At 69.0% G+C, this 21,061-nt stretch carries 13 protein-coding genes; 9 read left to right on the top strand and 4 right to left on the bottom strand.

Annotation, left to right across the window (positions count from 1 at the left end):
• The first annotated feature begins 74 nt into the window (after positions 1–74).
• Positions 75–878 carry an SDR family NAD(P)-dependent oxidoreductase gene (locus tag ACFX59_RS08205; RefSeq protein ID WP_387431386.1) on the top strand — a complete coding sequence of 268 codons (804 nt, stop codon included), beginning with the start codon at positions 75–77 and terminating at the stop codon, positions 876–878.
• Between the two features lie 78 nt (positions 879–956).
• The gene (locus tag ACFX59_RS08200) at positions 957–1,826 is read left to right on the top strand and encodes a family 16 glycosylhydrolase (RefSeq protein WP_387431383.1); all 870 of its coding nucleotides are present in this window, start codon (positions 957–959) and stop codon (positions 1,824–1,826) included.
• Here the strand turns inward: ACFX59_RS08200 and mgtE are convergent.
• On the bottom strand, positions 1,823–3,181 hold the full coding sequence (mgtE, locus tag ACFX59_RS08195; protein ID WP_387431381.1) for a magnesium transporter: 1,359 nt from the start codon (positions 3,179–3,181) through the stop codon (positions 1,823–1,825). The genes ACFX59_RS08200 and mgtE overlap by 4 nt on opposite strands.
• Positions 3,182–3,458: 277 nt before the next feature.
• Between mgtE and ACFX59_RS08190 the strand changes: the two genes are divergently transcribed.
• From ACFX59_RS08190 to ACFX59_RS08175, 4 genes are all read left to right on the top strand, one after another.
• The gene (locus ACFX59_RS08190; RefSeq protein WP_387431378.1) at positions 3,459–6,602 is read left to right on the top strand and encodes an autotransporter domain-containing protein; all 3,144 of its coding nucleotides are present in this window, start codon (positions 3,459–3,461) and stop codon (positions 6,600–6,602) included.
• A gap of 140 nt (positions 6,603–6,742) precedes the next feature.
• The gene (locus ACFX59_RS08185; protein WP_387431375.1) at positions 6,743–7,243 is read left to right on the top strand and encodes an RNA polymerase sigma factor; all 501 of its coding nucleotides are present in this window, start codon (positions 6,743–6,745) and stop codon (positions 7,241–7,243) included.
• Positions 7,240–8,202 (top strand): FecR family protein, encoded by a 963-nt coding sequence (locus ACFX59_RS08180; protein ID WP_387431373.1) that lies wholly within the window; start codon positions 7,240–7,242, stop codon positions 8,200–8,202. Before ACFX59_RS08185 ends, ACFX59_RS08180 begins: the two co-directional genes overlap by 4 nt.
• Positions 8,199–10,628, top strand: coding sequence for a TonB-dependent receptor (locus ACFX59_RS08175; protein ID WP_387431370.1), 2,430 nt, complete (start codon positions 8,199–8,201; stop codon positions 10,626–10,628). The genes ACFX59_RS08180 and ACFX59_RS08175 overlap by 4 nt, the downstream gene beginning before the upstream one ends.
• Here the strand turns inward: ACFX59_RS08175 and ACFX59_RS08170 are convergent, their stop codons facing one another.
• Positions 10,629–11,855 carry an SGNH/GDSL hydrolase family protein gene (locus ACFX59_RS08170; protein WP_387431368.1) on the bottom strand — a complete coding sequence of 409 codons (1,227 nt, stop codon included), beginning with the start codon at positions 11,853–11,855 and terminating at the stop codon, positions 10,629–10,631.
• Positions 11,856–11,974: 119 nt separating this feature from the next.
• Between ACFX59_RS08170 and ACFX59_RS08165 the strand changes: the two genes are divergently transcribed.
• Complete coding sequence (locus ACFX59_RS08165; protein WP_387431366.1) at positions 11,975–14,440, top strand: glycosyl hydrolase 115 family protein; 2,466 nt, start codon at positions 11,975–11,977, stop codon at positions 14,438–14,440.
• Positions 14,441–14,444: 4 nt separating this feature from the next.
• Here the strand turns inward: ACFX59_RS08165 and ACFX59_RS08160 are convergent, their stop codons facing one another.
• Positions 14,445–15,446 (bottom strand): cupin-like domain-containing protein, encoded by a 1,002-nt coding sequence (locus ACFX59_RS08160; RefSeq protein WP_387431363.1) that lies wholly within the window; start codon positions 15,444–15,446, stop codon positions 14,445–14,447.
• The gene (locus ACFX59_RS08155) at positions 15,443–16,132 is read right to left on the bottom strand and encodes a SapC family protein (protein WP_387431361.1); all 690 of its coding nucleotides are present in this window, start codon (positions 16,130–16,132) and stop codon (positions 15,443–15,445) included. The genes ACFX59_RS08160 and ACFX59_RS08155 overlap by 4 nt, the downstream gene beginning before the upstream one ends.
• Positions 16,133–16,378: 246 nt before the next feature.
• Between ACFX59_RS08155 and ACFX59_RS08150 the strand changes: the two genes are divergently transcribed.
• Positions 16,379–19,396, top strand: coding sequence for a TonB-dependent receptor (locus ACFX59_RS08150; RefSeq protein ID WP_387431359.1), 3,018 nt, complete (start codon positions 16,379–16,381; stop codon positions 19,394–19,396).
• Positions 19,397–19,465: 69 nt separating this feature from the next.
• Positions 19,466–21,010, top strand: coding sequence for a tryptophan halogenase family protein (locus tag ACFX59_RS08145; RefSeq protein WP_387431356.1), 1,545 nt, complete (start codon positions 19,466–19,468; stop codon positions 21,008–21,010).
• Positions 21,011–21,061: the final 51 nt, after the last annotated feature.

Genomic DNA, 21,061 nt, shown 5'->3' with positions numbered 1-21,061 from the left:
TTACCGGATCGCTCGCGGCGGAACCCTATGCCGTCTCGCCCCTTACGGACCGGGACATGCGAGGGAGAAGGTGAATGGATCTGGGCATCAAGGGCCGCATCGCACTGATCAGCGGCGCGGATTCGGGCATGGGTAAGGAAACCGCGCGGCTGCTGCTCGAAGCCGGGGTTCGCGTCGCGCTGACCGACAAGCCGGGCGGCACGATGGACCAGGCGGTGGACGAACTGACACCGCTGGGCGAGATCGTGGCGGTGACCGGCGACGTCACCAAGCCCGATCAGGTCGCCGCGATCTGGCGCGAGGTGCGCGAGCGGCTGGGCGAGCCGGACATCTATGTCAACGCGGCGGGAGTCACCGGCGCGACCGGCGATTTCCTGGAGATCGACGACAAGGGCTGGCTGGAGACGCTCGACATCGACCTGATGGGCGCGGTGCGCATGTGCCGCGAGGCGATCCCGGCGATGCGTCGCAAGGGATGGGGGCGGATCGTCCTCTTCGCCTCCGAGGATGCGGTGCAGCCCTATGTCGACGAACTCCCCTATTGCGCGGCGAAGGCGGGAATCCTCAGCCTGGCGAAAGGGCTGTCCAAGGCTTATGGCGCGGACAATGTGCTGGTGAACACCGTCTCCCCGGCCTTTATCGCGACGCCGATGACCGATGCGATGATGCAGAAGCGCGCCGAGGAAAAGGGCGTCAGCTTCGACGAGGCGATCGCGACCTTCCTCGACGAAGAGCGTCCCGGCATGGTGCTGAAGCGGCGCGGCCGCCCCGAAGAGGTTGCCGCCGCCGTCGCCTTCCTGGTGTCGGAGCGGGCGAGCTTCATCAACGGTGCGGGCATACGCGTTGATTCCGGGTCGGTTTTTACGATTGCAGGCTGATTTCCCGCAGGCCGCCAGCATGGCTTTCGCCGATGGGCGGGGCTAGGCTGGCGGCCGGACGAGATGGGAGGATGGCCGATGATCGGGCGGGGATGGCTGGTGCTGGCCGGTGTGGCGGCGCTGGCGACGGGCGGGGCGGCACAGCAGACGCAAGCCCCTGTCCGGACCGATACACTCGGCGCGACCAATTACGGATTTGCCGGGCCGATGACCGCCCCCCGCACCGCGCCCAGCTTTGGGGACGAATTCGGCCGCCGCATCGACCCCACGCGCTGGCGCTGGGATGTCAGCCAGAACCGCAAGGGCTGGCCGAACAACGAGCTGCAATATTATGCCGGGCCGGACCGCGCCAATGCGCGGGTCGAACACGGCGCGCTGGTGATCGAGGCGAAGGCCGAGGCCCTGCGCGACGAGGCCGACTGGGGCGGCCAGAAGTACAGTTCGGCAAAGCTGGTGACGCAAAGGCCGCTTGGCTATGGTTTCTATGAGGTGCGCGCCAGGCTGCCATGCGGGCGCGGCATGTGGCCCGCCATCTGGCTGCTGCCGATGGACGGCTCGCGCTGGCCCGACGGGGGCGAGATCGACATCATGGAGATGGTCGGCTGGAACCCGGACGTGATCCATGCGACCGTCCACTCGGCGGCCTATAACCACCGGCTGGGCACGCAGCGTGGGGCCGAGACGCCGGTGCCGGGGGCGTGCACCGCCTTTCACCGCTATCAGCTCGACTGGACGCCGCAGGCGATCACCATCGGCGTCGATGGCCGCGCCTATATGCGGGTGAGGAACGACCGGCCGGGTGGCGCGGCGGCCTGGCCCTTCACTCGCCCCTATTCGCTGATCCTGAACCTGGCGGTCGGGGGCGACTGGGGCGGCAAGAAGGGCGTGGACGACGCCGCGCTGCCCCAGCGCATGGAGGTCGATTATGTCCGCTACTGGCGGCGTTAGAGCAACGTGCCGGACAGGATCGCCAGCGCGATCGTGAAATAGATCACCAGCCCGGTCACATCGACCAGCGTCGCGACGAACGGGGCCGAGGCGCTGGCGGGGTCGAAGCCCAGCCGCTGGAGCAGGAAGGGCAGCATCGATCCTGCCAGCGAGCCGAAGGTGACGATGCCGACCAGCCCGGTGCCGACCGTCGTCGCCACCAGCACCCAGTGCGGGCCGTAATCATAGAAGCCCAGCGTCTGCCACAGCGCGATCCGCGCGATGCCAAGCATCCCCAGGATCGCCCCCAGCGTCAGCCCGGCGGGCAGTTCGCGCAGCGCCACCCGCCACCAGTCGCGCAGCCGCACCTGGCCCAGCGCGAGTGCCCGGATGATCAGCGAGGTCGCCTGGCTGCCGCTATTGCCGCCCGAGCTCATGATGAGCGGGATGAACAGGGTCAGGACGACCGCGCGCTCCAGCTCGGATTCGAAATGCTGCATCGCGCTGGCGGTCAGCATCTCCGAGAAGAACAGGATGCTCAGCCACCCGGCGCGCTTGCGGATCATCGCGAGGAAGCCGGTTTCCAGATAGGGATTGTCGAGCGCCTCGACGCCGCCGAACTTCTGCGTATCCTCGGTATGCGCGGCGACCAGCGCGTCGAGCACGTCGTCGACCGTGACGATGCCGATCGGGCGACCCTGTTCGTCGATGACGGGCAGGGCGAGCAGATCGTGGCGGCGGATCATGTGCGCCACCTCCTCGCGGTCGGTGGTCGGCGCGACGGTGATCGGGTCATGGCCGCGCGCCAGCTCGATCGCCAGTGATTCCGGCTCGGCGGCGATCAGCTGGCGCAGCGAGACGGTCGCGACCAGCCGCCCCTGCGGTTCGAGCAGGAAGACCGAATAGACGGTCTCGCGGCTGCGCTCGACGGTGCGAATATGCGCCAGCACCTCGCCGACGGTGGCGTCGGCGGAGGCGGCGACATATTCGGTCGTCATCATGCCGCCCGCGCTGTCGGGCGGCCAGCGGAGCAGCGTGTCGATCGATGCGCGGATCGGGGCGGGGAGCGCGGCGTGGATCGCGGCGGCATCGTCCTCGTCCATTTCGGAGAGCACGTCGGCGGCGCGGTCCTCGGCCATTTGCGACACCAGCGCGGCGGCGCGCGCGGTGGTCAGCAGCGGCAGGATTTCGGACGCGCAGCGGAGTTCGGGGCTGTCGAGGACCGCCACGGCGCGCGCATCGGGCATTTGCGACAGGGCGTCGGCGGCCTCCGCGACCGGCAGCGACTGCAACGTATCGACGAGATCGGCGATGGACAGGCCGCGCCGCGAGGAACGGAAACCGGCGGCGACGCCGGCAATCAGATCGTTGACCATTTCAAACCTTTCGTCCGCACGACCCGGGCGGACGAAAGCCAGTCACGAAAACTAGCGAACGGGCCCGAGGCGTGCGGCGCTACTGGAACTGTCGCTGGACATGTTCTCGCTTTCTGGAACGACGCGGGGGGCCCCGCATCTGCCCGGCCCTGTGATCCTCCGCAGGGCAATCGTCAACACCGCCGGGCAACCTGACAAAATTTTAATCCGGGCGGCAAGGATCGGGGGCCGTGGCTCCGTCTGGAGGGGCAAAAGGGACATAAAGGGGACCTCATCCGTGCATCGCCTGCTCTTCGCCTCGACCGCCACGCTCGCGCTGGCGGCGGGAGCGGCCGCCTCGGCCCAGACCGTGATCGACACCAAACGCACGACGCCGGTCCGCACCGCCACCGTCAACAACGGCGCGGCCGCCGATGTCAGCATCACGGCGGCGGGCAGCGTGGTCCCGACCGGCGGCACCGCCGTCCGCATCGACAGCAACAACAAGGTCGCCAATGCCGGGACGATCCAGATCACCGACGCCAACGATTCGACCGGCATCGGTGCGGCGGCGGGCGTGAACGGCCAGATCACCAACACCGGCAAGATCATCATCGACGAACGCTATACGGCGGTCGATGTCGACAAGGACGGCGACCTGGACGGCCCCTTCGCACAGGGCGCACGCCGCTATGGCATTCGCACCGATGGCGCGTTCACCGGCACCATCACCAATAGCGGCGAGATCACGATCAAGGGCACCGATTCCGCCGGGATCGCGCTCGGCGGTCCGCTGACCGGCAGTCTCGTCCAGTCGGGCAAGATCAACGTGCTGGGCGATCGTTCGGTGGGCGTGCAGACCGGGGCGGTCTCGGGCAATGTGACGCTGGGCGGCAGCATCGTCGCGGTCGGCGAGAATGCGGTCGGCGCGCGGATCGACGGCGATGTCGGCGGGGCGCTGACCGTCGAGGGCGGGATCGGGTCGACCGGCTATCGCTACACCACCCCGCCCGCCGATGTGTCGAAGCTGGACCGTGACGACCTGCTCCAGGGTGGATCGGCGCTGGTCGTCGCCGGCAATGTCGCGGGCGGCATCACGCTGGGCAATGTGACGGGCAAGGCGGCCGACCTGATCACCAGCGGCGCGGCGCCGACGATGCAGATCGGCGCGGCGAACCGGGCGGTCGTCATCGGCGCGACCGGCGGCACCACCCCGGCGGCGGGGCTGGTCGTCAACGGGCGTGTGTCGGCGGCGGGCGTCTATAGCGGCGTGCGCGCGACCGCGCTGTCGATCGGTGGGCTGGGCGGCGCGGTGCAGATCGCGCAGGGCGTCTCCGTCGGCGGCACCGTGCAGGCGACGGCGAATGGCGCGGAGGCGACCGCCATCCGCTTCGGCACGGGCGCCTCGACCCCGCAGCTTCAGGTCGGCGGCAGCGTGACCGCGACCGGCGGGGGCGCGGCGAGCGCGATGACGACCGCGATCCTGATCGATAGCGGCGCATCGGTCCCGACGCTCCGCAACACCGGCGCGATCAAGGCCAGCGCGACCGGCGCTTCCGCCACCGCGATCCTCGATCGCTCGGGCGGGCTGACCCTGATCGAGAATGGCGGCTCGATCGCCGCGGCGGGGGGCGATTCCTCGCGTAGCATCGCCATCGACCTGTCGGCGAACACCAGCGGCGCCGTCGTCCGGCAGCTCGCCCCCGCGACCGGCGCCACCGCGCCGAGCATCAGCGGGGCGATCCGCTTTGGCAGCGGCAATGACAGCCTGGAGATTGCGGGCGGCTCGGTCAGCGGCGATGTGAGCTTCGGCGCGGGCAACAACCGGCTGGAGATGAGCGGCGGCACCTATGCGGGCACCGCGACCTTCGGCACCGGCGCCGACACGCTGGTCGTCGGCGGCAGCGCGCGGTTCGACGGCGTCGCCGATTTCGCGGGCCAGGGCCAGGATCTGCTGTCGATCACCGGCAAGGGCGTCTTTGCCGGTCGGCTAGCCAATGCGGGCCATGTCGCGGTGACGGTCGCCAGCGGCGGCGGCACCTTCGCGGCCAACGGCGTATCCAGCATCGGCTCGCTGACGCTGGGCGACCAGTCGATCCTGAGCGTGGCGCTGGACAAGGCCAATCCGACCGGCAACCTGATCCAGGTCGGCGGCGCGACGGTGATCGGCGCCAACAGCCAGCTGGCCCTTCGTGTGTCGGGCGGGACCGACGTGACGGGGCGCTATGTCGTGTTGCGGTCGGGCACGCTGACCGGCGCGAACAACCTGACCCTGGCCGCGAGTGCGATGCCGTTCCTCTACAAGGGAGCGATCGTCGCCACGCAATCCAATGAGATCGCGGTCGACGTCACGCGCAAGGCCAAGACCGAACTGGGCCTGAACCGTGCGGGCGTCAGCGCCTTCGACGCGATCGACACCGCGATCGCAAAGGACGCCAAGCTGTCCGACGCGATCCGGGGCATTTACGACGGCGCGGCGTTCCGGGGCGCGATCGAGCAGATGCTGCCCAATTACAGCGGCGGCGTGTTCGAAAGCGTGACGCTGGCCTCGCGCACCGCCGCCGCGCAGTTGCGCGAACCGGCGGGCGAGTTCAGCGAAGAGGGCAAATGGGGCTATTGGCTGACCCCGATCGGCTGGGACGCGTCCAAGGGCACGCGCTCGACCCGCAGCTATGACGTGCGCGGCTGGGGGATCAGCGGCGGCATCGAGCACAAGACCGATGCGGGCAATTTCGGCGCCTCGCTGTCCTATATGAGCGGTCGCGACAATGAAGGCTCGGCGGTCAACCGCGTCGACCACAGCCAATATGAGCTGGCCGGTTTCTGGCGCGCGCGCTGGGGTGCCCTGGCGAGCCAGGCCCGCGCCTCGGCGGCGTTCCTGTCCTTCGGGTCGCAGCGTCAGTTCAACGGCGTGGTGGGATCGGAAGCGGTCCAGCGCCGCGCGACCGCCGACTGGAAGGGTATGCTCTATTCGGGGTCGGGATCGGTGTCGTGGGAACATTGGGCGGGCCAGTTCAGCGTCCGGCCCATCCTGGCCCTGGACTATTACCGCCTGAACGAGGACGGCTATCGCGAGAGCGGCGGCGGGACGGGGTATGACCTGACCGTGCGCAAGCGGAGCAGCGACGAACTGGCGGTCACCGCCAGCGTCGCGGCGGGCATCAATTTCGGCGGCGACAACCGCTATGACCAGTGGAGCCGCCTGGAGATCGAGGGCGGACGGCGCGAGCGCGTCGCCGGGGCGCTGGGCCGCACGATCGCCAGCTTCGGCGACGGCACGCCCTTCATCCTCGATCCCGAGGCGCGTCGCGGCGGCTGGGTCGGCCGGGTGCGCGCGATCACCGGGACCAGCGAGATACGGTTGAGCGGCGAGGTCAATGCCGAACAGAGATTGGGCAACGTGGCGCTGGCGGCGCGCGCGGCCCTCCAATTCGCCTTCTAGGCGAGTTCGCCCGCGTGCATCACCCCTGTAGCGCACGCGGGCGTTCGGAGCCCCACCCCGTCCTTGGGTGGGGCTCCTTTCCACATCGGGGCTCTTCGGCTAAACCACGACATTCCCTTTCCCTTTCTTCGGTCACCAGCATGCCGCCCACCGGGATCGAGGCCGTCTTCCTCGCCAATCGCGACAGGCTCGTGCGCTTTCTGGGCGCGCGCGGGGCGGGCGACGCGGCCGAGGATCTGGTCCAGGACCTGTGGTTGAAGGTGTCGGGGCGGATGGACGGGCCGATCGCCAATCCGCTGGCCTATCTCTACCGCGCGGCGGACATGCTGATGATCGATCGTTACCGGGCCAGCCGACAGGCCGAGCGGCGCGAGCGGGACTGGGCCGAGGGGCAGCAGGCGGGCGATACCGACGCCCCCGCCGCCGAACGCGCCGTGGTCGCGCGCCAGACCGCCGAGCGGATCGCCGCGACGCTGGCGGCGCTGGGCGAGCGGCCCGCGCTGGTGTTCCGGCGCGCACGGGTGGAGGGGGTGCCGCAAAAGCAGATCGCCGCCGAACTCGGCATCAGTATCAGCACCGTCGAAAGCGATCTTCGCATGGCGGCGCACGCGCTCGCCGCGCTCAAGGAACAGATTGGATGAGCCAGCCCCCGCAATCCCCGCCCGATGCGACGATCGACACGGTCGCGATCGATTGGGCGCTGCGCATGGCCGATCCGGCATCGGCCGACTGGGACGCCTTCACCGATTGGCTGGAGGCCGATCCGGATCATGCCGGACGCTATGATCGCGCCGCGGCGATGCTGCTGGATGCGGCGGACGCGCTGGCGGCGCATCCCGATGTCATGGCGGCGCCGGTCGTCGTCGACGACGAACCCGTCATGCCCGCCCGGCGGTGGCGACCGCTGGGCTGGATCGGCGGCGCGGTCGCGGCGGCGCTGGTCGGGATGGTCGGCGTCCCGCTCTGGCTCGACCGGCCGCAGCCCTATGCCGTCGAGACCGCGGCCGGGGAAATGCGGCACATCGCCTTGCCCGACGGCAGCCGGATCATGCTGGCCGGGGGATCGCGCGTCACGCTGGACCGGGCGGATCGACGCCGCGCCGTGGTCGACCGGGGCGAGGCCCTGTTCGAGGTGCGGCACGACGCCGCGCATCCCTTTGCGGTCGAGGCGCGGGGCATCGGGCTGACCGATCTCGGCACCGTCTTCGACGTCAGGCTGGGCGCGCGCGCCATGCGGGTGGCGGTGGCCGAGGGCGCCGTCATGGTCGATCCGAAGGGTGCCGCACTTCGCCTGACCCCCGGACAGGCGGTGGTGGCGGAGGGGGATCGGCTGATCCGCCAGCCGGTCGCGGTCGAACAGGTCGGCGGCTGGCGGCAGGGGCGGCTGGCCTATGACGGGGCGCCTTTGGCCGAGGTCGCCGAAGACCTCTCGCGCTTCCTCCGCCAGCCGGTCGCCGTCATGCCCGCCATTGCCGACCGGGGATTTCGCGGCACCATCGAGCTGGACGCGGTGCGGGAGCAGCCCGACCTGCTGGGCCGGTTGCTCGACGTGCGGGTCCGTCGCCAGGCGGCCGGGTGGATGCTGGAACCGCGCGGGTGAGATTATCGGGGGCGGGGTTCGCGGTCCTGACGGCGACCGTCGCGGCTTGCGCGACGACGGCGACGGCGGCCGAGCGCCTGCCCCTCGACCTGCCCGGCGGGACCGTCGCGACCCAGGTGATGGCGCTGGGGCAAAGGGCGCATGCCAATATCGTGGTGCCCGATGCGCGCCTCTGGTCCCGCGCGCTGCCCGCCCTGCGGGGCCGCATGTCGGTGGAGCGGGCGCTGGCGCTGATCGCCGAGCGCAGCGATGCGCGGGTCGAGGCGCTCGGCCCCGGCAGCTGGCGGCTGCTCCCCAGGGCGCGGCCCCGGATCGCGATCCCGCATCGCCGCCGGTCCGCGCCGCCGCCGCCACCGCCGCCGGAAGTGCCGGACGGCGATGTCGTCGTCACCGCCAGCAAGCGCGACACGACCCGCGATCATTTCGCGGGGCAGGTGGTGCAGGTCGCGGGCGGCGATCTGGAGCTCGGCGGCGCGGGCGGCACGGGCAAGCTGGCGGACCGGATGACCGTGATCGCCTCGACCTATCTGGGTCCGGGACGCAACAAGCTGTTCATCCGGGGCATCGCCGACTCCAGCTTCACCGGCCCGACCCAGGCGACGGTGGGGCAATATTTCGGCGATCTGCGGCTTAGCTACAATGCGCCTGACCCCGATCTGCGGCTCGCCGATCTGGCGGCGGTCGAGGTGCTGGAGGGGCCGCAGGGGACCTTGTACGGCGCGGGGTCGCTGGGCGGGTTGATCCGGCTGGTTCCCAATGCGCCCGATGCGACGCGGGCCGGGGGATCGGTGATGCTGGGCGGGTCGGCCACCGCGCGGGGCGCGCCGGGGGTGGATGCGCAGGCGGTGCTCAACATGCCGGTCATCGCCGACCGGCTGGCGATCCGGATCGTCGCCGATACCGCGAGCGAGGGCGGCTATATCGACAAGCCGCTGCTCGGCCGGACCGATGTCAACCGCACCCGGATCGAAGGCGGACGCGCCGCCGCGCGGCTTGACCTGGGCGGCGGCTGGAGCGTGGAGGCGATCGGGATCGGCCAGCGGATACGCGGCGCCGACAGCCAATATGCCGATCGCGACGGCCCCCCGCTGACCCGCGCCGCGCCGGTGGCGGAGGGCTTTTCCGCCGATTTCGGCCAGGCCCAGCTGGTCCTGTCGGGCCGCCTGGGACGCGTCCGGTTCCGTTCGAGCAGCGGCATCACCGCGCACGACCTGATGGAACGCTATGACGCGACCCCGCCGGGCGGGCCGGTCCAGCTGTTCGCCCAGGCCAATGTCACCCGGATGCAGGCGAACGAGACCCGGCTGTGGCAGTCGTCGCCCGATGGGTCGGGCTGGCTGGCGGGGTTCAGCTATGTCCATAACCGCACCCGGCTGACCCGCCTGTTCGGCGAGCCCGGCGCGCTGGTCGCGCGGACCGGCGTGGTCAACGGCGTCGAGGAGGCGACGCTCTATGGCGAGGCGAGCGTGCGGCTGCTCCCCGGCCTGCTCACCACGGGCGGGCTGCGCGTCACCCATTCGGTGCTCGACGGGGCGGGCGAGGACCTGCCTTCCGCCCTGTCGGTGCAGGCGCTGGCGCGGTTGCAGGATGTGACGGCGCGGCGCGCGCAGACGATCCTGCTGCCCGCCGCCTCCGCGCTGATCGACCTGACGCCGCGGGCGCAGCTCTTCCTGCGCTATCAGCAGGGATTTCGTCCCGGCGGGCTGACCATCGAGGGGCCGGTGGTCCGCAGGTTCCGCAACGATCGGGTGGCGACGATCGAGGCGGGGTTGCGGACCGGGCGGCCGGGGCGCGACCGGTTCGACGGGTCGATCACGCTGGCCCACACGTCGTGGCGCGACATCCAGGCCGATTTCATCGATTCCGGCGGCCTGCCCAGCACCGCCAATATCGGCGACGGAAAGCTCTGGACGATCGAGGCGCTGGTCGGCGCGCGGCTGGCCGAGGGGCTGCGGGTCGAGGGGGCGCTGTCCTATAATGACAGCCGGATCGACGAGCCGTCGAGCACCCGCGTCTTCGCGCTGGCCGAGGATCTTGCCGGCGATCCGGCGGCGGCGCGCGCGGCGGTGCTGGCGCGGTTGAGCCAGATTCCCAATATCGCGCGGGTCACCACGCGCGCGGGCTTGGTCTATCGCCGCATGCTGGCGGGCGGGCGCGACCTGCGCGTCGATGGCTGGCTGCGCTATGTCGGGGCGTCCCGGCTGGGCGTGGGGCCGATCCTGGGCGAGCGCCAGGGCGATTATCTCGACAGCGGGCTGACCGCGCGGCTGGGGCTGGGCGCGATCGGGGTGACCGCCAGCGTCACCAACCTGGCCGATGTGCGCGGCAATCGCTTCGCGCTCGGCACGCCCTTCGCCACCGGGCGCGACCAGGTGACGCCGCTGCGCCCCCGCACGCTGCGCATCGGGCTGGACGCCGCCTTCTGATCAGCGGCGCGGAGCCGCGAACAGCGACAGCGGCACCGCCTCGGCCATGGCGCGATAGCCCGCCATGCTGGGATGCAGATGATCGCCCGAATCGTAGGCGGGCAGCAGCCGGTCGGGCCTGGCCGGATCGCGCACCGCCCGGTCGAAATCGATCACCCCGTCGAACAGCCCCGACGTGCGGATGAAGCGGTTGATAGCCTGCCGGTCCGCCTCGGTCTCGGGGCCGGGATGATAATAATCATTGCCCTGGAACGGCGTGATCGTCCCGACGATCAGGCGGATGCCATGCGCATGGGCGCGTTCGGCCAGCTGGCGATAGGCGCCGGTGATCCGGCGCACCATCGCCTGATGGGTCGCGGCGTCGACCGGATGCTCGCGGGTCAGCACGCCCAGGTCATTGACCCCTTCCAGCAGAATGGCATGGCTGACGCCCGGTCGCGCGATCACGTCGCGGTCGAACCGCGCCATCAGATTGGGGCCGATCCCGTCGAGCAGCATCCGGTTGCCGCCGATCCCGGCATTGACCACCGAGAAGCGGCGCGTGGCGGGCGATACCGCCAGCCGCTGCGCGAGATCGTCGGGCCAGCGGGTGTTGCTGTCGTCCTTGATGCCATAGCCGTCGGTGATCGAGTCGCCGATGGTGACGATAGTCGCGGTCTGCGCCGCGTCGCGTATCTCGACATCGGACAGCGCCCACCAGCCGCCGATCTTCTGCGCATCGGGCAGGGCGGGCCGGGCGGTGGCGTCTCCGGCGATCAGGAAGGTGGTCGAGCGTGCGCCGGTATGGCCGGTCGGGGTCGTCACCGGATCGGGGAAATAGAGGCTGACCGCGACATCGCCGCCCGCCGCGACCGGCAGGGCGATCGCGTCCGAATAGAGTTCGGCCCCCGGCGGCACCACGACCTCGCCCGCGCCGTCGAAGGTCACCGCCAGCGGCGTGGCGACGTCCGACCGGCCGGGCGCGGTCAGGCCGATGCTCGCCGCGCCGATATGAAGCGGGGTGGTGCCCGCGACATTGGACAGGCGAAGGCGAAGCACCCTGCCGCCGGCGGTCAGGCGGACGATCTGGCGGATCGTGACGGGACCGGACTTGGCCACCCTGTCGGCATTGGCCCCCTCGACCCGCACCTGGGACGAGCCCCAGGCGGGGGTCCAGCGGGTGTCGCGCGCCTGGACGCCGGTCGCGATCATCACGGCCGTCGCGGCCACCATCGTCCAGTGCTTCATGCCCGATCCTCTCTTTGTCGCATCCACGCTTGCGGCCTGCGGTTTGTGAGCGATAACAGTAAGCGAGACAAACGAAAATAGTCCCGGTCGTCCTGCACGACGGGGAGACCGGAGAGACGATGAACCCCCTGCTATTGTCCGCCGCGCTCGTCGCGCTGATCCCCGGCGCCGCCGCTGCGGCCGCCACCCGTCCGGCCTGTGCGGGACCGGTCGTCGCCTGCGAGCGGAACGTGGCGGGCGCCCTGTCGCTGCTGGCGCCGGGGCGGGTGGCGACGGTGGTCGTCGATCCGGGGGACGAGCCCGGCGTCCGCCGCGCCGCCACCGATCTGGTCGCCGACCTGAAGGCGGTGGGCGGCGGCGATGTCCGGCTGGCGGGGGATGCGGCGGGCGGGGCGACCGTCATTGCCGGGACGCTGGGGCACAGCGCGGTCGTGGACGCGCTGGTCAAGGCGGGACGGATCGACGTCACTGGCCTGGCCGGGCAATGGGAGGGCTATGTCGAGCAGGTGGTCGACAACCCGATGCCGGGCGTCGCGCGGGCGCTGGTGATCGTGGGGGCGGATCGGCGCGGCACCATCTATGGCCTGTACGACATCAGCGCGAAGGCCGGGGTCAGCCCCTGGACCTGGTGGGCCGACGTTCCGGCGCAGCGCCATCCGACGCTCTATTTGACGGCGGGACGCGTCGCCGATCATCCGGTGGTCAAATATCGCGGCATCTTCATCAACGACGAGGAGCCCGCATTTGGCGGCTGGGCGCGCAAGAGCTTCGGGGGGATCAACCACCGGGCCTATGAGCGGGTGTTCAACCTGCTGCTCCGCTCTAAGGCGAATTTCCTGTGGCCCGCCATGTGGGGCAAGTCGTTGTGGCAGGACGACCCCGCGACCGCGCCGCTGGCGCAGGAGATGGGGGTGCTGCTGGGCACCTCGCACCATGAACCGATGCAGCGCGCGCAGATCGAGTGGAAGCGGCAGGGCGGCGGCGCGTGGGACTATACGAAGAATACCGACGAACTCCGCAAATTCTGGCGCTTCGGGATAGAGCGGCGCGGTCGGGCGGAGGACCCGGTGACGATCGGTATGCGCGGCGACGGCGACGAGCCGATGACCGAGGGGACCGCGACCGAGCTGCTCGAACGGATCGTCACCGACCAGCGCAGGATCATCGCCGATGTGACCGGACGCCCGGCCGCGCAGACGCCGCAGGTCTGGGCGCTCTACAAGGAGGTGCAGGATTATTACGACAAGGGGATGCGCGTTCCCGACGACGTGACCCTGCTGTTCGCCGACGACAATTGGGGCAATATCCGCCGCCTGCCTCCGATTGGCGAGACGCGTGTCGGCGGATCGGGCGTCTATTATCACTTCGATTATGTCGGCGGTCCGCGCAACTATAAGTGGCTGGACACCAATGCGATCCCGCGTGTGTGGCAGCAGATGACGATGGCGCACCAATATGGCGCGGACCGGCTGTGGATCGTCAATGTCGGTGACCTGAAGCCGATGGAATATCCGACCAGCTTCTTCCTGGACATGGCGTGGAACCCGGACCGCATGGACCTGTCCGCGATGCAGGGCTATCCGGTGCGCTGGGCGACGCAGCAGTTTGGGGCCGCGCAGGGGCCGCAGATCGGCGAACTGATCCGCCGCTATGGCCAACTCGCCAGCCGTCGAAAGCCCGAGCTGATCGACGCCACCAGCTATGAATATCAGGGCGGCGAATGGGCGCGGGTGCTGGCCGAGTGGAACGCGCTCGACGCGGCTGCCCGCAAGCTCGAGACGCGGATCCCCGCCGACCGGCGCGACGCCTATTACGAACTGGTGCTGCACCGGATCGAGGCGATGACGAACCTGCATCGGCTGTATCAGGCGGTCGCCGCCAACCGCGCCGCCGCCAGTGCGGGCGATGCGGAGACGGCGGAGAAGATGGCGGCCGCAGCGCGGGGCTTCTTCGCGCGCGACGCCGCGATCCGCCGCCGTTACGAGGTGGACACGGCGGGCGGCAAATGGCCCGCGATGATGGCGCAGACTCATATCGGCTATACCGGCTGGCAACAGCCCGACAGCGACGCGATGCCCGCGCTTGCCACCGTCGCCGCGCCGCTCCCCCTGCCACCCGCGCCGCCCCGTGCCGTGCAGCGGATCGCAGCCGATCAGGGCCGGGCGGTCGATGGCAGCGGCATCAGGTGGCAGCGTGTCGCGAACTTCACCGCCGAGGGGGCCGCGATGATCGCCACGCCGACCACCGCGCCGACCATCGAGCGACCGGGCGGGGCGAGCCCGCACCTCGTCTATGACCTGGCCACCGAGCGCGCCGGGCCGCTCAAGCTCGCGATCGTCGCGGCGCCGGGACTGGACGTGCGCGGCGGCGGGCGGCACCGGATCGCGGTGTCGGTCGATGACGGCGCCCCCGTCATCCTGAACCTGATGGCCGATGAGACGCCCGCCACCTGGGACCGTTCGGTGATCGAGAACCGGAGGGTCGCGACGACGACCCTGCCGGACGTCGCGGCGGGGCGGCATCGTATCACGCTCTGGCTGGTCGATCCCGAGGTGGTGATCGAGGGTATCGAAGTCCTGCCCTGACGGCTTAGCCGCCGCGCAGCAATCGCATCGCATGGGCGCGCAGCATCCCGGTATTTTCCGGGGCCGCGCCCAGCACGCCGCGTCGTTCCTCGGGCAGATGTGCCAGCGGATGCCCATCGGGGCGGAACGCGTAATGATCGAACCACGCACGCCAAGCCGCGCGCTCCGCTTCGGGCCGTGCGGCGATGGCGGTCATGGCGAGGAGCAGTGCGGCGAAGGGCTGGTCGGGGCTGACCGGAAACGCGTCCCACCAGTAATTGACCAGGATGTTGAGCGTCCCCGTCGCCTCGACCCGGTGCCACCAGAGCTTGGGCATGTAGAGTGCATCGCCTGCCTCCAGCTCGACCATGATCGCGCGGTGCCGGGCCTGCTCGAACCGGGGATAGCGCGGATCGCCGCTCTGTGCCTCGACCGCCAGCGCGATCGGCTGGCCCGCCATGGTATGGTCGATCGGCCCGACATAGAGGTCGCCGATCGCATCGGGCGGATAGAGGGTGAACCGCCGCCGCCCCGCCACGACGCAGGCGATATTGTCCATCATGTCGTAATGACAGGGCACGGTCGACGCATCGCCGATCCAGATCAGCGGCGACACGCCCGGCGGCGCGAAGGCCAGGGCGTTGGCCTGCGCCAGTCCGGGCAGGACCGCCTCGGTCGGCACCGATCCGATATAGAGGCTCTCGTCCCTCTCCTCCCCGCTCGTCAGCCGTTCGATCGCGGCGCGCAGGGTCATCGTCTCGCGGCGGAAATTGAAGCCGGTCAGGTCGTCGCTATAGCTGTAGCGCCCGGCGATGGCGCGCGGGCCGATAAAGGCCTCCACCTGTCGTCCCGCATCGAAGCCCGCCAGATACCCGGCCAGCGTCGCCGCGCTGGCCGCCTTCCGCAACGGCCAGCCATCGGCCGCGCCCCGAATGATCGCGGGGCGACAGGGTTCGGTCACCAGATGCCGAAACGCGTCATATCCGTCGAGCGCGGCGCGATCGATCTCGACCGCCGCGTCGGTCATGCCGCCAGCCCGCTCAGCCGGTCGTTGCGCCGCCGCGCGAGGAACGGGATATGTCGGACTGATGCGGTCTGCGCATAGATGAGTTGCAGGTCGCCCGACCGGAACAGCGCCAGTGCGGCCTCGTCGGGCAGGTCGTGCAGCGCATCGAGGCTGATCGTATAGAGCGCGTCGAGCCGCAGGCTCTCGCCATTGTCGAAGCGGAAGCTGAGGTCGATCGGCTCGATCAGCTTGTGCGCCAGCAGGCGGCCGACAAAGGCCTCGGTCTCGGGCAGCCCCCGGTGCAGCCGTCGCAGGGCGGCCTGGATCCGCTGCAACGCCGGGGCGGCGTCGCCGTCCTTTTCGAAGATCGGGTCCCCTTCGCCCTGGCCGAGCGCGGCATGGCCCGGATCGATCGCGATATTCTCGCCGGAGACGTAGAAACCCTGTCTTTCCAGATCGGCGGCGCGGTATCCGGTCAGCGTCCCGTTCGCGCCCAGGCAGAGATTTTCCTCCGGCACCAGCCCCATCAACGCGCCGGGATACAGGTCGCCGGTTTCCGGATGACGGGCGAACAGGATCGGATAATGGAGCGCGGCGGGCAGGAATTCATCGGCCACCAACTGCACGAAATGGCGGTTTCGGTCGGGTGCGGCGGAGACGCGGAGCGCGGCATGCCGTGCGCTGTCGAGCAATTCCATATCGGCCATGACGGGCAATCCTTTCGCGTCGCATCCTCTCGCCCCGCGTCGTCCGGCTGGCCGACAGCGGCGTCGAAGCCCGGTTTGTGTTCGGTTCCCAAGGTCTTCGTCAAGGGTGGGCATAACGCGGCCCCGTCGCTCTGACAAATGGCTTGTTATAGCGCTATCATAGGAGTAGCATAAGCGTATCGAAAGGGCGGTATGGCGGCATAACGCTAGCGGCCCCGGTGATAAAAGATTGAAGGAGAGGGGAAAATGGTGTCTCGCACTGTTTCTGTTGCCGCACTGGTTTCACGCCGTGCACTGATGGGCGGCGTCTCGCCGTTGATGGCGTTAGCGCTTCTCGCGCCCGGCACCGCCTATGCGCAGACCGCCGCGCCGGGTGCCGTCCGTCCCGATACGCCCGTTCAGGCCAACGCCACCACCGCGCAGCAGGCCGGCACGCCGCAGGATCAGGCGACCGCGCCCAGCGAACAGGACAATGCTCCGTCGCCCTCGGGCGAGGCGAGCTCCGCCGAGATCATCGTCACCGGCCTGCGCAGCTCGCTCCAGCGCAACCTCGACATCAAGCGGACCGCGACCGGCGTGGTCGACGCCATCTCTGCCGAGGATATCGGCAAATTCCCCGACTCCAACGTCGCGGCGTCGCTCCAGCGTCTTCCCGGCGTCTCGATCCAGCGCAACGGTTCGCGCGGCGAGCCGACCGGCATCACGGTTCGCGGCTTTGGCGGCGACTTCAACACCACCCTCTATGACGGCCGTCGCATCTCGACTGCCGCGGGCGGCCGCCAGATCGACTTCAGCACCGTCGGTTCGGACTTCATCGGCGGGATCAGCGTCCTGAAGACGCCGGACGTGTCGCTGGCCTCCAGCTCGATCGGCGCGACCGTCGACATCCAGTTCCCCAAGCCGTTCGACCATCCCGGCTTCCGCGCGGCGGTCAGCGCCTCGGGCTCGCTCCAGGACCGTTCGGGCCATGTCACCCCGACGCTGGGCGCGCTGGTCAGCGACACCTTTGCCGACGATACGATCGGCATTCTGTCCAGCTTCATCTACACCCGCCGCGATACCGATACCAACCGCGTCTTCGTGTCGGGCTGGCCGGGTGGCAATTTCGCGCCCTGCCAGTTGTCGGGCAGCACCGCGACCAGCTGCGCGCCGACCACCAACGGCACGGCGGCGGCGTCCGACCAGCGCACGTTGACCGGCTGGTTCCCGCAGCAATATGGCGCCGAGCAGCAGCGGACCAAGGACGAGCGCGTCGACGGTCGCGTCGCGCTGCAATGGCATCCGTCCGAAGACGTGATGCTGACCCTCGACAACAATTATTCGCGCCAGACGATCACGACCGACGTGTTCGGCTTCGGCGTGTGGTTCAACCAGGGCGACCTGCGCAACGTGAAGCAGGACGCCAATGGTACGGCGGTCAGCTTCACCCAGACCGGCACCCCGACCGACTTCACCTCCGCGATCAACAAGCAGGTGCTTCAGACCAACCAGACCGGCCTGAACGTCAAATGGGACGTCAGCCCCAAGCTGACCGTCGAGGCGGATGGCGCCTATGCCAAGAGCTGGCTGAACCCCGGCGGCGTCGTGGGCAGCAGCAATGGCGACATCGGTTACGGCGGCAATCTGGGCACCAATCTGGGCTTCAACATCACGGGTGACAGCAACAAGGCGTTCCCGACGATCAGCAATTTCGGCCCCGCCGGCGACGGCGCGCGCTGGGCGGACCAGTCGCTGATCGGCTCGCACGTGACCGTGCTCCAGACCCAGAAGAACACCGACGAGCTGAAGCAATTCCGCGCCGTCGCCACCTGGAAGGAAGACAATCTGACGCTGAAGGCGGGCGGTCAGTATGTCGACGACAAATTCTACCAGCAGAATGCCAGCACCTTCACCAACAATTACTGGCAGGCCTATGCCGGTTACGGTTCGCCGTCGGGCCGCACCTCGGGCATCGCGCCGTTGCCGTCGAACCTGTACCAAGGCTCGATCAGCCTCAACAACTTCATCCCCGGCTTCCAGGGCGGCCTGCCGCCATCGGTCCTGATCTACAGCCCGCAGGCCTATCAGAATTATCTGACCAGCCTGGGCAACCCGCAGGCGCAGACCGTGCCGGGGTTCAACTATGGCGGCGGGGTCAACGGCTTTACCGGCGCGTTCGATCAGGCGATCGATCCCAACTCGGTCCGCACCATCCAGGAAAAGACCTGGTCGCTGTTCTTCAGCGCGCAGATCGAAGCGCAGGTCGCCAGCATGCCGCTGCACATCGCGGTGGGTCTGCGTAACGAGAACACGCATCTCAGTTCGGCCGGGCAGGGTCGCCAGCCGACCACCATCACGCGCAGCGCCGCCGACCCGACCCTGTTGTCGATCGACTTCACCCAGACCCAGCCGGTCGTCGGCCGCAACAATTATTCCTATATGCTGCCGACCCTCGACCTGCGTCTGGAGGTCACCGACAAGCTGCAGCTGCGCTTCGACGCGTCGCGCACGCTGACCCGTCCGGGCCTGACGCTGCTCAGCCCGGTGCTCAGCATCGGCAACGGCCAGCGTGTCGGCGCGCTGTCGGGCAGCGGCGGCAACCCGCAGCTGAAACCCTATCTGGCGGACAATTATGATCTGGCCGCCGAATGGTATTATCAGCGCAACTCCTATCTGTCGGTCGACTTCTTCCTGAAGAATGTCAGCAACTTCATCGTCAACGGCGTGACCCGCCAGACGGTGAACGGCGTGGTCGACCCGACCACCGGCCAGCCTGCCGTCTTCTCCATCTCGCAGTCGATCAACGGCCCGGATGCCACCGTGCGCGGCGTCGAGATCGCCTGGCAGCAGGTGTTCGGCGACAGCGGCTTCGGCTTCCAGGCCAATGCCACGCTGGTCGACACCAACAAGCCGTACAACGCCAAGGACGTCTCGCAGAGCGGCTTTGCGGTGACGGGGCTTGCGAATTCGGCCAACTTCGTCGGCTTCTATGACAAGAACGGCTTCCAGTTCCGCACCGCGCTCAACTGGCGCGACGAGTATCTGCTGGCGTTCAGCCAGAACCAGAATACCGGCTCCTATGGTGCCGAGCCGACCTTCGTGAACCAGAGCTTCCAGGTCGACCTGACCAGCAGCTATGACGTGTCGAAGAACTTCTCGATCTTCGGCGAGATCCTGAACCTGAACAACAACAAGCAGAGCACGCATGGCCGGTTCAAGAACCAGCTGCTCGACGTGTTCGACTATGGCCGCCGCTTCACCGTCGGCGCGCGCTATCGCTTCTGACGATGGCCAGGGGCGGGGATGCCGGGCTTCGGCTTGACATCCCCGCGTCCAATCGGACCTTCTGACACCATGGTTCAACCCGTCCAGAATATCGTGATCGTCGGCGGCGGCACCGCCGGTTGGTTGACCGCGGGCGTGATCGCCGCCCGGCATCAGGGGCGGCGGCCGCATGGCTTCACCGTTACGCTGGTCGAATCTCCCAACGTCCCGATCATCGGGGTGGGCGAGGGGACCTGGCCGACGCTGCGCACCACGCTGAAGCGGATGGGCGTGTCCGAGACCGAATTCTTCCGCCAGTGCGACGCCTCGTTCAAGCAGGGTGCGCGCTTCAACCGCTGGACCACCGGCGCGGCGGATGACGGCTATTACCACCCGCTGATGCTGCCGCAGGGCTTTGCGCAGGTGAACCTGGCCTCGCACTGGCTGGCGGGCGAGGGCGAGGGGAGCTTTTGCGACGCGGTCACGCCGCAGGGGCGCATCTGTGACGCGGGGCTGGCGCCCAAGACCATCGCGACACCCGAATATGACGCGCTGGCCAATTATGCCTATCATCTCGACGCGGGCAAATTCGCCGATTTTCTGCGCAGCCATTGCTGCGAGACGCTGGGCGTCCGGCATGTGCTCGCCGATGTCGAGGAGGTGCTGCTGACCGAGGGCGGCGACATCCGCGCGGTCCGCACGGCGCAGGCGGACGAAGTGGCGGGCGACCTGTTCGTCGACTGCACCGGCTTCCGCTCGCTGTTGCTGGGCGAGGCGATGGGGGTGCCGTTCCAGCCGCTGAACGACGTGTTGTTCTGCGACACGGCGCTGGCCATCCAAGTGCCCTATGACGATCCCGAGGCGCCGATCGCCTCGCACACCATCTCGACCGCGCAGTCGGCGGGGTGGATATGGGATATCGGCCTGCCGACCCGGCGCGGGGTGGGCCATGTCTTTTCGAACAGCCATATCGACCGCGATGCCGCCGAACGTGAACTGCGTGCCTATCTGGGCGAGGCGGGGCGGGACCTGCCCGTCCGCGAGTTGAAGATCCGCGCGGGCCACCGGGCGCGCTTCTGGGAACGCAACTGCGTCGCCGTCGGGCTGGCGGCGGGATTCCTCGAACCGCTGGAGGCCTCGGCGATCGTGCTGATCGAGCTGTCCGCCAAGCTGATCGCCGAGCAGATGCCCGCCTGTCGCGAGGTGATGGACACGGTCGCCAGGCGGTTCAACGACACGACCCTGTATCGCTGGGGCCGGATCGTCGATTTCCTGAAGCTGCATTATGCGCTGACCCAGCGGACCGACAGCGATTTCTGGCGCGACAATCGCCGGGCCGAGACGATGCCCGACCGTCTGCGCGAGCTGATGGCGCTATGGCGATACCAGACGCCGTGGATGCATGACGAGTTCGACCGAGTGGAAGAGGTCTTCCCCTCGGCCAGCTATCAATATGTCCTGTACGGCATGGGCCAGCGGACCGAGATTGCGCCGGGCAGCCTCCACGCCGAAACCGTGATCGCCGAGCGGGCGCGGCGGGAGAATGACGTGCAGACCGGGCGATTGCTGGCGGGTTTGCCAAAGCACCGCGACCTGATCCGCAAGATCGTGGAGCGGGGGATGCCGACGATCTGACCGGTGGGGGGCGTGGCCTTCGACTTCGCTCAGGCTGAACGGCGTGAGGTA

This window comes from Sphingomonas sp. NCPPB 2930 (genome assembly GCF_042867205.1).
Taxonomy (GTDB): Bacteria; Pseudomonadota; Alphaproteobacteria; order Sphingomonadales; family Sphingomonadaceae; genus Sphingomonas.
The sequence above is the reverse complement of the archived record's forward strand: the minus strand, read 5'-3'. Positions and strand labels throughout refer to the sequence as shown.